This window comes from Amycolatopsis sp. ATCC 39116, from assembly GCF_000231075.2.
In the GTDB taxonomy this organism is placed as follows: domain Bacteria; phylum Actinomycetota; class Actinomycetes; order Mycobacteriales; family Pseudonocardiaceae; genus Amycolatopsis_E; species Amycolatopsis_E tucumanensis.
The window spans coordinates 1-12,335 of record NZ_AFWY03000038.1 but is presented as its reverse complement, the minus strand read 5'-3'; the positions used below and the strand labels follow the sequence as shown (position 1 = coordinate 12,335).

The 12,335-nt window shown below is 73.1% G+C and carries 13 protein-coding genes; 9 read left to right on the top strand and 4 right to left on the bottom strand.

Going from position 1 to position 12,335, the window contains the following annotated elements; translation table 11 throughout:
* Positions 1 to 4: 4 nt before the first annotated feature.
* From AMY39116_RS0329430 to AMY39116_RS0329420, 3 genes are read right to left on the bottom strand one after another with little or no spacing between them, the layout of a single operon-like run.
* A complete protein-coding gene (locus AMY39116_RS0329430) occupies positions 5 to 943 on the bottom strand; it encodes a VOC family protein (RefSeq protein ID WP_020421195.1) in 939 nt (312 codons plus the stop codon).
* Positions 944 to 956: 13 nt separating this feature from the next.
* Complete coding sequence (locus tag AMY39116_RS0329425; RefSeq protein ID WP_020421194.1) at positions 957 to 2,078, bottom strand: FAD-dependent oxidoreductase; 1,122 nt, start codon at positions 2,076 to 2,078, stop codon at positions 957 to 959.
* An 8-nt stretch (positions 2,079 to 2,086) separates the two neighbouring features.
* Positions 2,087 to 3,052: a cyclase family protein gene (locus tag AMY39116_RS0329420; RefSeq protein WP_020421193.1), complete on the bottom strand. Its 966-nt coding sequence runs from the start codon at positions 3,050 to 3,052 to the stop codon at positions 2,087 to 2,089.
* A gap of 107 nt (positions 3,053 to 3,159) precedes the next feature.
* Between AMY39116_RS0329420 and AMY39116_RS0329415 the strand changes: the two genes are divergently transcribed.
* The 7 genes from AMY39116_RS0329415 (at position 3,160) to AMY39116_RS0329385 (ending at position 9,827) form a co-directional block, all read left to right on the top strand.
* A complete protein-coding gene (locus AMY39116_RS0329415) occupies positions 3,160 to 4,077 on the top strand; it encodes a LysR family transcriptional regulator (protein ID WP_020421192.1) in 918 nt (305 codons plus the stop codon).
* Between the two features lie 14 nt (positions 4,078 to 4,091).
* Positions 4,092 to 4,574, top strand: coding sequence for a DUF3237 domain-containing protein (locus AMY39116_RS0329410; protein ID WP_020421191.1), 483 nt, complete (start codon positions 4,092 to 4,094; stop codon positions 4,572 to 4,574).
* A 57-nt stretch (positions 4,575 to 4,631) separates the two neighbouring features.
* On the top strand, positions 4,632 to 4,943 hold the full coding sequence (locus AMY39116_RS43815; protein WP_020421190.1) for a hypothetical protein: 312 nt from the start codon (positions 4,632 to 4,634) through the stop codon (positions 4,941 to 4,943).
* A gap of 106 nt (positions 4,944 to 5,049) precedes the next feature.
* A complete protein-coding gene (locus tag AMY39116_RS0329400; protein ID WP_020421189.1) occupies positions 5,050 to 6,501 on the top strand; it encodes a CYTH and CHAD domain-containing protein in 1,452 nt (483 codons plus the stop codon).
* An 18-nt stretch (positions 6,502 to 6,519) separates the two neighbouring features.
* Positions 6,520 to 6,933, top strand: a complete 414-nt coding sequence (locus AMY39116_RS0329395; protein ID WP_020421188.1) for an MmcQ/YjbR family DNA-binding protein — start codon at positions 6,520 to 6,522, stop codon at positions 6,931 to 6,933.
* Between the two features lie 7 nt (positions 6,934 to 6,940).
* Entirely contained in the window at positions 6,941 to 8,551 is a 1,611-nt protein-coding gene (locus AMY39116_RS0329390; protein WP_020421187.1) for a LuxR C-terminal-related transcriptional regulator, read from the top strand.
* A 106-nt stretch (positions 8,552 to 8,657) separates the two neighbouring features.
* Positions 8,658 to 9,827: an NAD(P)/FAD-dependent oxidoreductase gene (locus tag AMY39116_RS0329385; RefSeq protein WP_020421186.1), complete on the top strand. Its 1,170-nt coding sequence runs from the start codon at positions 8,658 to 8,660 to the stop codon at positions 9,825 to 9,827.
* Positions 9,828 to 9,907: 80 nt separating this feature from the next.
* Here the strand turns inward: AMY39116_RS0329385 and AMY39116_RS0329380 are convergent, their stop codons facing one another.
* A complete protein-coding gene (locus AMY39116_RS0329380) occupies positions 9,908 to 10,684 on the bottom strand; it encodes an IclR family transcriptional regulator (RefSeq protein ID WP_027936316.1) in 777 nt (258 codons plus the stop codon).
* Between the two features lie 147 nt (positions 10,685 to 10,831).
* On the opposite strand from AMY39116_RS0329380, the gene AMY39116_RS0329375 reads away from it, so the two are divergent.
* The gene (locus AMY39116_RS0329375) at positions 10,832 to 11,548 is read left to right on the top strand and encodes a CoA transferase subunit A (RefSeq protein ID WP_020421184.1); all 717 of its coding nucleotides are present in this window, start codon (positions 10,832 to 10,834) and stop codon (positions 11,546 to 11,548) included.
* A 2-nt stretch (positions 11,549 to 11,550) separates the two neighbouring features.
* Positions 11,551 to 12,192 carry a CoA transferase subunit B gene (locus AMY39116_RS0329370; RefSeq protein WP_037323002.1) on the top strand — a complete coding sequence of 214 codons (642 nt, stop codon included), beginning with the start codon at positions 11,551 to 11,553 and terminating at the stop codon, positions 12,190 to 12,192.
* Positions 12,193 to 12,335 lie beyond the last annotated feature (143 nt).

Sequence of the window (12,335 nt, the reverse complement as noted above, 5' to 3'; positions counted from 1 at the left end):
CTCCTCACACCGGCGGGGCGACGAACAGCCCTTTGTCCGGGTCGTTGAACGACTTCTGGGCCACGAACTCGTTCATCGCGTTCGCCGTGCCCCACTGGTCGGACACCTCGGGGTCGCTGAAGTCGTACAGGTGCGGGTGCCAGGTGTCCTCGTCGATCAGCTCCAGCTCGGTGGTGTACTCCATCGTGTTGCCGTGCGGGTCGAGGAAGTAGCTGAACGTGTTGTTCCCGGCCAGGTGGCGGCCCGGACCCCAGATCTTCTCCACCCCGGCGCGCAGCAGCCGCCCGGTGCCGCGCATGTACTCGTCCAGGCCGCGCATCTCGAACGACACGTGGTGCAGCGACGGGTGCGGGCAGCGGGCGATGGCCATGCTGTGGTGCCACGAGTTCACCCGCATGAACCACATCATCTCGCCCATCCGCGGGTGCATCAGGATGTCGGAGAGCCGGAACCCGAGGTGCTTCTCGTAGAACGCGCGGGTGCCCTCCGGGTCGGCGGAGTTGATCACGACGTGCGACAGCCGCACCGGGATCGACTCGCCCTCCTCGACCTTGCGGTGGGCGCGGACGGCGACGTCGGCGCTGATCTCGATCGTGCGGCCCTCGTTGTCGAAGAACCGGAAGCCGTAACCGCCGCCGGGGGTGTCGATGGCGCCGGGCTCGCTGACCAGCCGCACGCCGGAGGACGCCAATCGCGCGGCGAGGGTGTCCACATCGGACGGGGTGGCGGCGCCGAACGAGATCAGGTCGATGCGCTTGTCGTCGGCCTGGCGCAGCCGGATCACGTACTGCTCGGGCGATCCCTCGGCGGCCAGGAACGCGATGCCGGAGTCGGTGTGCTCGGTGGTCAGGCCCCACGCTCCGGTGAAGAAGTCCTGCTGCCGGGCCAGGTCCGGCACCGCGAGGTCGACGTGGCGCAGGTGGGTGATGAGTCGGTCGGTCATGGGTCCTCCTGGATCAGGCGGGCTGGGTGACGAGTGCGGCGACGCGGCCCATCAGGCCCGGCACGTCGCCCTGTTCGTGGTCGAGGAGCCACTGGCCGAGCTGGTTGGACGCGTCGACGACGGCCTTGGCCCGCTCGTAGCGGCGGTCGGTGAAGGCCTGCCACAGCGTGTCGTCCAGCGCGTCGGCGGCGAGCAGCAGTTCGGTGAGGACGGCGGCGTCCTCCAGGGCCTGCGCGCCGCCCTGCGCGAGGGTGGGCGGGCAGGAGTGCGCGGCGTCGCCGATGAGCACGACGCGGCCCCGGTTCCACGGCGGCGGCAGCACGTGGGTCTCGAACCAGGTGTAGTTGACGCGGGACGGGTCGGTCAGCGTCTCCCGGATCTCGTCCCACGGGCCGTGGTAGGCCGCGGCCAGCTCGCGCATCGTGGCGAGCCGCTCGTCCGGGGTGAGCGCGGAGCGGTCCTGCGCGTCCTCGACGACGTAGGCGTAGAGCGAGTTCTCCCCGGTGGGGCAGTAGCCGGCGATGTAGCACGGGCCGCCGTAGAACAGGTCGGTGCGCGTGACGGACGCCGGGCGCGGCCCGAACGCGCGCCAGATGCCCATGCCGGTGGCGCGGGTCTCGAGTTCGACGCCGAGCATGCGGCGCACCGACGAGCGGATGCCGTCGGCGCCGACGACCAGGTCGTAGCGCCCGGACGAGCCGTCGGAGAACACCACGCTGCCGTCGGTCTCCAGTTCGGTGACGGTGACGCCGAAGCGGGTCTTCACACCGGTTTCGGCCGCGCGCTCCAGCAGGATCCGCGCCAGCGCCGGGCGCGGCATGCCCATCGTGGCCGGCAGATCCGGCCCGCCCGTGCGGGCGTCCGGGATCTCCACGAGCAGGGTGCCCGCGGGGTCGGGCGCGCGCAGGCCGAGGCTGTCGAAACCGAACCCCTCGGCGCGCACCCGTTCCCACACGCCCAGGTTCCGCAGCTCCCGCAAAGCGTTGCCCTGCAAGGTGATCCCGGATCCGATGGCGGCGATGTCGGGCTTGAGCTCGACCAGGTCGACCGCGACGCCGTGCGCGGCGAGGCCGATCGCGGTGGCGGTCCCGGCGAGGCCGCTGCCGACCACCAGGACGTTGTTCACGGCTGGCATGGCAACTCCTACTTGACGGCGACGGGTGCGACCGGGGCGCCGACCGCGCCGGTCACCGGGATGGGGTCGGCGGCGAGGAAGAACTCGTACACGCCGTCGGCGGCGCAGTCCGCGGCGAGCGCGTCGAGGTCCCACATCTCGCCGAGGAACAGGCCGATGTGCGGGATGCAGACCTGGTGCAGCGGCTGGAACGCGACGTCGAACTCGTTGGGCCGCACCTCGAAACCCCAGGTGTCGGTGGCGATCCCGGCGATCTCGGTGCCGTGCAGCCAGTCCGCGGTGGTGAAGGACAGGCCGGGCGCGTCGCCACCGGCGTAGTCGCCCCAGCCCTCACGCCGGGCGCGGGTGAGCCGGCCGGTCCGCACCAGCAGCAGGTCGCCGCGGCCGACGCGGGCGGTCTCGCCCTGTGCGGCGATGGTGGCCTCCAGGTGCTCGACGGTGATCGCGAACCCGTCCGGCAGCTCGCCGTCCTCACCGATCGCGCGCCCGACGTCGAGCAGCACGCCACGGCCGGCGATCCGGCCCGCGGTGGTCTCGATGCCGGTCACCTGGTCGCCCTCGCTGGTCACGACGTCGCCGGCGCGGCGGCCGTTGTAGGCGGTGCCGTGGTCGAAGATGTGGCCGAGGCCGTCCCACTGCGTCGAGGCCTGCAGCGGCATGAACACGACGTCGTCCGCGCCGCCGAGGCCGTGCGGGAAACCCTGGCCGCGTTCGGCGTCCAGGCCGGTGTCGAGCATCGTGTGCACCGGGTTGGTGCGGCGGCGCCAGCCCTTCTGCGGGCCGTCGGCCTCGAACCGCTGCGCGAGCGAGAAGCTCTTGCCCTGCCGGACGAGCGCGGCGCCTTCGCGGCGCTTGGCCTCGTCCAGGAAGTTCAGCGTGCCGAGGACGTCCCCGGCTCCCCAGCGGCCCCAGTTGGAGCACCGCTTGGCCGCGGCGGCGATCGCGCCTTCGGGATCGGTGCGGTCGTGGATCACGTCGGTTCCTCCTTGAGCGACGAGTCCACTGTCGGGCACCGCTGCGGTATCAGGGAAGACGAAATCGGTTATGGGAGGTATCAGCCTGGCTGATGTAGCCTGCGCTGGTGAACCTCGCGAGCCTGGACCTGAACCTGCTGGTCGCGCTGCACGCGCTGCTGCAGGAGCGCAGCGTCACGCGCGCGGCCGAACGGATGGGTCTGAGCCAGCCCGCGGTGTCCGCGCACCTGGGCAAGCTGCGCCGGCACTTCGGCGACGACCTGCTGATCCGGGTCGGCAACTCCTACCGGCTGACCCCGCTCGCGGTGCAGCTCAAGGAACGGGTGCGCGTCGCGATCTCCGGGGTGGAACGGGTGTTCGCCGCCGAACCGGACTTCGACCCGGCGTCCTCGGCGCGCGAGTTCTCGCTGCTGATCAGCGACTACGGCGTCGCGGTGCTGGGGGCGGAGATCGCCGCGCTGCTCGCCGCCGAGGCGCCCGGCACCCGGTTGCGGCTGACCGCGAACACCCCGTCGCTGGTCGAGCAGGCGGCGCAGGCCCTGGTCAACCACGACCTGCTGCTGATGCCGCACGGGTTCATCACCGACCTGCCCTACCGCGAGCTGTACCTGGACGACTGGGTGTGCCTCGTGTCGCGGGACAACCCGGACGTCGGCGAGGAGCTGACCGTCGAGCAGTTGAAGACGATGCCGTGGGTGGTCACCTACCACGGGCCGACGGCGTCCACTCCGGCCGCGCGTCAGATGCGGATGCTCGGCATCGAGCCGAACGTGCAGGTGGTGACGGAGACGTTCCTGACCGTGCCGAGCCTGGTCCGCGGCACCGGCCGGGTCGCGTTGCTGCAGCGCCGGCTCGCCGCCGGGGTGCCCGCCGAGCTGGGGGTGCGCGCGCTGCCGTGCCCGCTGGAGATCGGCCCGCTGCGCGAGGCGATGTGGTGGCACCCGCTGTACGACGACGATCCCGAGCACCGGTACCTGCGGGACCTCGTCCTCCGCGCGACGGCTGTTCTGGATCAGAATCCCTGATAGTTTGCCGGGTCATGGCGACCCCGTACGAGCCACCGCGACCCGGTCTGGAGTTCCTCGCCAGGGCGGAGGTGACGCTGGACGAGGTGCTCGACCTGGGCGGCACCCCGCACGGCCGTCGCCGGGTCGTGCCGATCACCGGCGGCCGCGTCGACGGCCCGCGGCTGTCCGCCGACGTCCTGCCCGGCGGCGCGGACTGGCAGATCCTGCAGACCGGCGGCTGGGTGCGCGTCGAGGCGCGCTACACCGCCCGCACCGACGACGGTTTGCTGGTGTCGATCATCAGCCGGGGCGTGCGGCACGGGCCGCCGGAGGTGATGACCGCGTTGCTCGCCGGACAGTGCCCGGACCCGTCCACGTACCGCTTCCGCACCGCGATCACCTTCGAGACGGCCGAGGACTCGCCGGAGCACGCGTGGCTCAACCACGTGGTCGCGGTGAGCTCGGCGCTGCGCCGCCCGGACGCGGTGGTGCTGGACGTGTACGCGATCTGCTGAACGGGCAGGCGGGTTGCGGTAGGCGGGTAGCGTCCGGCGCGACGGGAGGAGGGGCGGTTGGACAGGGAAGCGCTGGCTGAGCTGCTCGACCGGCCGTCCGCGGCCTGCCGCGCCGCGCGGCTCGCTCTGCGGCGGGGCGGGGAGTACCGGGTCTGGGACGAGAGTCCAGTGCCCGCCTACCGATTGGCGAGTACCTACCGGTCACGGCTGCGCAACACCGAGCGGCGTGGCGTCGAGACCTTGGATCTGCGGGACACCGTCGAGGCCCTCGATCAGCTCGGCAACGAGCAGCTGGCGCTCGGGCAGGTCGTTGCCCCGACGGCGTGTGGGCTTTCGTCCTGTTCCTGCGGCCCGGCTGCGCGGAGCTGATCGCCTGCACCGGCGTCCGCCGGCGGTAGGCGAGGTTCCTGCCAATGGCCGCTCCGCTGGTGCCGCACGCGGGTTTTCGCCGGTCGTCGCCCGGGAACTCCTCGCCATGGGCGCCAAGACGGTCACCGAGCGGGAGCGGAAGTTCGACTTCGACGACGGCCGGCCGGTGCCGCGGCTGGCCGGGGTGGGTCCGGTGGCGGAGCAGTCCCCGCCGAGGGAGTCCCGGCTCGACAACACCTACTACGACACCCGCGACCTCCGCCTGGCCCGCGCCGGCGTGACCCTGCGCCGCCGCACCGGTGGGGACGACGCGGGCTGGCACCTCAAGCGCCCGGCGACCGCCGGGGCCCGCGAGGAGACCCAGCTGCCGCCGGGCGACCAGCTGCCGCCGGAACTCGCCGACGCCGCGCGCGAGTGGACCGGTGGTGCGGACCTCGTCGAGATCGCGCGCCTCCGCGTCGACCGCTTCACCCACGACCTCACCGACGCCGACGGGCGGCGGCTGGCCGTGCTGACCGACGACCACGTCCACGGCGAGCGCGCCGGCGACCAGGCGCACCTGGACCACTGGCGCGAACTCGAGGTCGAACTCGACGACGCGGAACCGGAACTCCTCGACACTCTCACCGAAGCCCTCGTCGCGGGCGGGGTGCGGCCCGCGCACTGGCCGTCGAAGCTACGGCGCCTGCTCGCCGCCGACCTGGCCGCCGACGACGAGCCGGGCAACGCCGGGGCGACCGTCATGACCTACGTGCGCACCCAGGTCGAGGCGATCCGGCGGCACGACGAGGGCGTCCGGCGCGGCGACGACGACGCGGTGCACCAGTTGCGCGTCGCGATGCGGCGGCTGCGGAGCGCGTTGCGCGGTTACCGGCGCCTCTTCGTGCGTGACCGGGCCAAGGCGCTGGCGGACGAACTCAAGTGGGCCGGCCGGGTGCTGTCCCCGGCGCGGGACGGTGAGGTCCGCCGCGAAACCCTGCTCGCCGAGCTCGCGAACCTCCCGCGCGAGCCGCAAACCGAGCACGCCCGCCGCACACTCGTGTCGCTTTTGGACGAAGCAGCCGAGCGGGACCGGCAGGCGCTGCTCGCCGAACTGACCGGCGAGCGCTACGCCCGGCTGCTGGGCGCGCTCGACGAGTGGGTGGCCGACCCGCCGTTGACGACCGCCGCCGAGTCCGGGCGCCGCGAGCTGCGCAAGGCCCTCCGGCGCGCGAACCGGCGGTTGACGGCCGCGGCGGAGGCGGTGCGCGACGCGCGCGACCCCGACTCCGCCCTGCACGAGGTGCGCAAGAAGGCGAAGGCGGCGCGGTACGCGGCCGATGTGGCGAAACCGTTGCTGGGCAAGCGGGTGCGCTCGTGGCGGCGGGCGGTCAAGGAGGTGCAGAGCGAGCTGGGCGAGTACCACGACCTGGTAAGCGCGGGCGAGCTCCTCCGGCAGCGAACGGGGGATTCGGTGACCGACGCGTTCGTGTTCGGGCGCCTGTACGAGCGTGGCCACGCCCGCCGCGCCGCCCTGCGCGAGAGCTTCGAGCGGCGGAAGCTGCCGGGCGCGCCGTGAGAGCGGTACCGTTCGACGATGGCGACTGTCGGCGACGTGGCACGGCTGGTTTCCGAGCTGCCGGAGGTGACCGAGGGGGAGCGGCACGGTCACCAGACGTGGTTCGTCGCCGGTAAGGCGTTCGCCTGGGTGCGGCCGTTCAGCAAGGCCGACCTCCGCCGGTTCGGCGACGAGACTCCGCCGGACGGGCCGATCCTCGCGATCCGCGTGGACGACCTCGGCGAGAAGGAAGCAGTCCTCGCGGCGAATCCCGACGCCTTCTTCACCATCCCGCACTTCGACGGCTACGCGGCGGTGCTCGTCCAGTTGCGGAAGGTGTCCCGCACCGCGCTGCGCGACGCGCTCACCGACGGGTGGCTCGCCGTCGCGCCCGCGAAGCTGCGCGGCCGCCTGACCGACGGGCCTGGTGACAAGGACATCGCGGGCGTTTAATGACCCGGTGGACACGCGCGTCCTGCTCGAACGGGCCGGCGCGGCTTACGACCGGCGGGCCTGGGCCGACGCCTGCGACACCCTGGCCGCCGCCGACCGGGAAACCCCGCTCGCGCTGCCGGACCTGGAGCGGCTCGGCGAGCTGGCGCTGTTGCTGGGCCGCCCGGACGAGGCCGCCGACGCGTTCCGCCGCTGCTACGAGCAGCACGTGCACGCCGGCGCGATCGGCCGGGCCGTGCGGTGCGCCTTCTGGCTGCGCGAAGTGTGCGCGTTCCAGGGCGAGTTCTCCCGCGCGCAGGGCTGGATGGCGCGGGCGGCGCGGCTGCTGGCGCACGACCCGGACTGCGCGCAGCGCGGCTACCTGCTGATCGGCGAGGCCGAGCGGCAGACCGGGGACGCCGCGTTCGCCACCGCCGCGGAAGCCGTCGAGCTGGGGAACCGGTGCGGCGACCGGGATCTGGTGACCATCGGGGTGCAGGTCCAGGGCCGCGCCCGGCTCGCGCAGGGCCGCGTCGAGGAGGGGCTCGCGCTGCTGGACGAGGCGATGCTCGACATCGCCGCGGGCGCGTGTTCCTCCCAGGTGACCGGGTGGATGTACTGCAGCATGATCGCCGCCTGCCGCGATGTGCACGAGCTGGGCCGCGCCCGCGAGTGGACCGCCGCGGTGAACGCCTGGTGCGACGCGATGCCGCAGTTCACCGGCGCCTACTCGGGCATCTGCCGCGTGCACCGCTCGGAGCTGCTGCAGCTCGTCGGCGACTGGCCGGACGCGGTCCGGGAGGCGCGGACGGCGTGCGCGCGGCTGGACCAGCGGTACGGGCACGTGGTCGCGGGCATGGCCTACTACCAGCTCGCCGAGATCCACCGGCTGCGCGGCGAGTTCGCCGACGCCGAGCGCTCGTACCGGCGGGCCGGCGAGAGCGGGTGGGAGGTCCAGCCGGGCCTGGCGCTGCTCCGCCTGGCACAGGGCCGCGCCGACACGGCGGACGTGTCCCTGCGCCGCGCGCTGGCCGAGGCCGAGGACGACATCAGCCGGTCCCGCCTGCTGCCCGCGCAGGTGGAAGCCGCGATCGGCAACGGCGACCCGGAGTGCGCCCGGGCGGCGGCGGCCGAGCTGACCGCGATCGCAGGCCGGTTCCACACGCCCGCCCTGCGTGCGCTGGCGTCGGGCGCGACCGGCGCGGCGCACCTCGCCGCGGGTGACGAGTCCGCGGCGCTGCCGCCGTTGCGGACCGCGTTGCGGTTGTGGTGCGAACTGGACGCGCCCTACGAGGCGGCGCGGACCCGGTGCCTCGTCGGGCTGGCCTGCCGCGCGCTCGGCGACGAGGACGCCGCCGAGGTGGAGCTGGACGCGGCCGCGGAGGTGTTCGCGCGGCTCGGCGCCGAACCGGACCTGGCCCGCGTGCGCGACGCCCGCCGCGGCGCGTCGCTGCTGAGCCCGCGGGAGACCGAGGTGCTGCGGTTGCTCGCCGCCGGCGCGACCAACCGCGGTATCGCGCGGGAGCTGGTGCTGAGCGAGAAGACCGTGGCGCGGCACGTCAGCAACATCTTCGCCAAGCTCGGGGTGGGTTCACGGACCGCGGCGGCGGCGTACGCGTTCCAGCACCGGATCGGCTGACTGGGCAGAACTACCCATGCCCGGCGGCGGGAATTGGGTCGTTCGCCCGAAGTTCCCGTGGCGCGCCGCGGCCTAGCGTCGGTCTCCTCGAAACAGGAGGTGGACGATGAGGTTCGACACGGTGGTCATCGGCGGTGGGCAGGCCGGGCTCTCGGCCGGGTACCACCTGGCCCGCGACGGCAGGCGGTTCGTGATTCTCGACGCGCACGAGCGGATCGGCGACTCGTGGCGGCGGCACTGGGATTCGCTGCGGCTGTTCAGCCCGGCGCGCTACGACGGGCTACCCGGGATGCGGTTCCCCGCGCCACCCGGCAGTTTCCCCACGCGGGACGAGATGGCCGACTACCTGGAGGCCTACGCGCGGCGGTTCGACCTGCCGGTGCGCTGCGGCACGCGGGTGGACCGGCTGTCGCAAGAGGACGGAGAGTTCGTGGTGACCGCGGGCGATGAGCGGTTCGAGGCCGCGAACGTGGTGGTCGCCTCGGGGGTGTGGGGCGTCCCGCGTGTCCCGGCTTTCGCGGGCGAGTTGAGCCCGGAGATCTGCCAGATGCACTCGAGCGAGTACCGGAACCCTTCGCAGCTGCGGCCAGGGCCGGTGCTGGTGGTCGGAGCGAGCCACTCCGGCGCGGACATCGCCTACGAGGTGGCCCGCGAGCACCCGACGATCCTGTCCGGCACGGACACCGGTGAGATCCCGTTCTACTTCGAAAGCCGTGTCGCGTCGGTGGCGCTGCGGGTGCTGTGGTTCGCCGCGACCCGGGTCCTGACCGTGAACCGGTCGGTGGGCCGCAAGCTGCGCGAGGAGGTGCGCGGGCACGGCGGGCCGTTGATCCGGGTCAAGAAGGAGGACCTGCGCAAGGCCGGTGTGGAGCGGGTCGTCGACAAGACAACCGGCGTCCGGGACGGCATGCCCGTGCTGGCGGACGGGCGGGTGCTCGATGTCGCGAACGTGGTGTGGTGCACCGGTTTCCGCCCCGACTACGGCTGGATCGACCTGCCCGTCACCGGCGAGGACGGCTACCCCGAGCAGGAGCGCGGCGTGACGCCGGTGCCCGGCCTGTACTTCGTCGGGTTGCCGTTCCTGCACTCGTTCAGCTCGATGCTGGTGGGCGGAGCGGGCCGCGACGCCGAGTACGTGGTCCGCCACCTGGCCCGGCGCGCGCCCGAGGTGTCCGCGGCCGGCCTGACGACGCTCGGGATGGACCACCAGGCGCACGGAAACCTGACCGAGGCGCGACGGCTGTACCAGCGGGCGCTGCGCACGCTGGACCGGTGACGCGCGGCTGAGGCCTGGCAGGGGCGGCTCATCAAGGGCCGCCCCTGCCGACCTGCGACACCCGGACACCGGCGCCCGCGTCAGAGCCCGCCGCGTTGCCGGTCCGCGCGCAGCGTCGTCGTCAGGGCGTGGGCCTCCTTGAGCAGCAGCGCGCCCAGTTGCGCGCGCCGCGGCTCGCGGAAGCGGGACTCCACCCCGGTCAGCGTCAGCGCCCACGCCGGCTCCCCGGCCGAGCCGAACACCGCCGCCGCCATGCCCCAGCTGCCCTCGACCACCAGGCCCGGGTTGACGGCGTACCCCCGCTCCCGCGTCTCGGCGATCCGTTCCCGCAGCGGCCCCGGCGCGTGCGCCTCGCCCCACCGCTCCGTCAGGTCGACCCGCGCCAGGTAGTCGTCGATCTCCCGGTCGGACAGCAGCGACAGCACGACGAGCCCGGCCGAGACCACGCCCAGTGGGAACCGCGCGCCCTCGTACAGCACGAACGACCGGATCGGGAAGTCGCCGTCCTCGCGCAGGAGGCACACCGTCTCGTCGCCGCGCCGGGCGGAGAAGAACGCGCTCTCCCCGGTCGCCGCCGCGAGCCTGTGCACGCTCGCCCGCGCGTGCTGCGTCACGTCGTAGCGCGCGGCCGCCGACTCGCCCAGCAGGTACAGCTCCGGGCCCAGGTACCAGCGGCCGTTGCGCTGGTCGCGGTCGACGAACCCCTCGTCGGCCAGCGCCGCCAGCAGCCGGTGGACCGTCGGACGGGCGAGCCCGGTCAGCCGCGACACGTCGGAGGTCGACGCGCCGGGCTCGCCGGCCGCGGACAGCGCGCGAAGCACCAGCGCGGCCCGGCCGATCAGGTGGGCGGGCGGCATGTCCCCATGGTACGTCCACTCAGTGAACGCCATGCCTCGAGTCGTTCACCTGACGAGAGATCCAGAAGGCGCGCTTGACCGGGTTTCCCCAGGTCGTCTTGACTGCGGGCAGGTGCTCATCCCACGGACGCTCGAAGGAGAGTTCACGTGTCCAAGGTGTTCGGCGCGGCCGCCGACGCGATGGCAGGCGCGCTGCGAGACGGCATGACGATCGCGGTCGGCGGCTTCGGTCTGTCCGGCATCCCCTACGACCTGATCGAGGTCGTCCGCGAAGCCGGGGTCAGCGACCTGACGATCGTGTCGAACAACATGGGTGTGGACGGCAAGGGCCTCGGGCTGCTGCTGGAGAACAAGCAGGTCCGCAAGGTGATCGCGTCCTACGTCGGGGAGAACAAGCTGTTCGCGCAGCAGTACCTGGACGGTTCGGTCGAGGTCGAGTTCGCGCCGCAGGGCACGCTGGCCGAGCGGATGCGCGCGGGCGGCGCGGGCATCCCGGCGTTCTACACGAAGACGGGCGTGGGCACGCCCGTTGCCGAGGGCAAGCCGCACGCCGAGTTCGACGGCGAGACCTACGTGCAGGAGCGCGGCATCGTCGCCGACCTGGCGCTGGTGCACGCGCACACCGCCGACCGGGAGGGCAACCTCGTGTACCGGATGGCGGCCCGCAACTTCAACCCGGTGGTCGCCACCTGCGGCCGGGTGACCGTGGTGGAGACCGAGGTCCTGCTCGACGGCTACGTCGACCCGGACCTGGTGATCACCCCCGGCGTGTTCGTGGACCGCCTGGTGGTCGCCACGCCGCGGGAGAAGGAGATCGAAAAGCGCACGGTGCGCCCGCGGGCGCTCGCCGGGACGGAGGCGTGACCATGGGCTGGAGCCGCGACGAGATGGCCGCGCTGGCGGCGGCGGAACTGCGCGACGGGGACTACGTGAACCTCGGCATCGGCATCCCCACGCTGGTGGCGAACCACATCCCGGACGGCGTCCGGGTGACCCTGCAGAGCGAGAACGGCATCCTCGGCCTCGGCCCGTTCCCGTTCGAGGGCGAGGAGGATGCCGACCTGATCAACGCGGGCAAGCAGACGGTGACCGTCCAGCCCGGCGCGAGCTTCTTCGACTCGGCGACGTCGTTCGCCATGATCCGCGGCGGGCACATCGACCTCGCGATCCTCGGCGCGCTGCAGGTGGCCGCCAACGGCGACCTGGCGAACTGGACCGTGCCCGGCGCGCTGGTGAAGGGCATGGGCGGCGCGATGGACCTGGTCGCGGGCACCAAGCGGATCATCGTGATCACCGACCACGTGGCGAAGGACGGCAGCCCCAAGATCGTCGAGACGTGCACGCTGCCCCTGACCGGCGCGGGCGTGGTGGACCGGATCATCACCGACCTCGCGGTGCTGGACGTGACACCGGAGGGCCTCCGCCTGGTGCGCCTCGCGCCGGGCGTCACGGAGGAGGAGCTGCGGGAGAAGACGGGCGCGAAGGTGCTGGAGCCGGTGGCGGGGTAGGACTCCGCACGGGTGGGCCGTTGGTTGCCGGTCCCACCCGCTCGCGGCGCGCCTTGCGGCGGCGCGGAGCCGTGGCGCTGCTTGCCCGGAGGGCCGCCGGGGCGGCCCGCCCGGCGGCGATGCCGCCCACGAGCGGCGCGTTC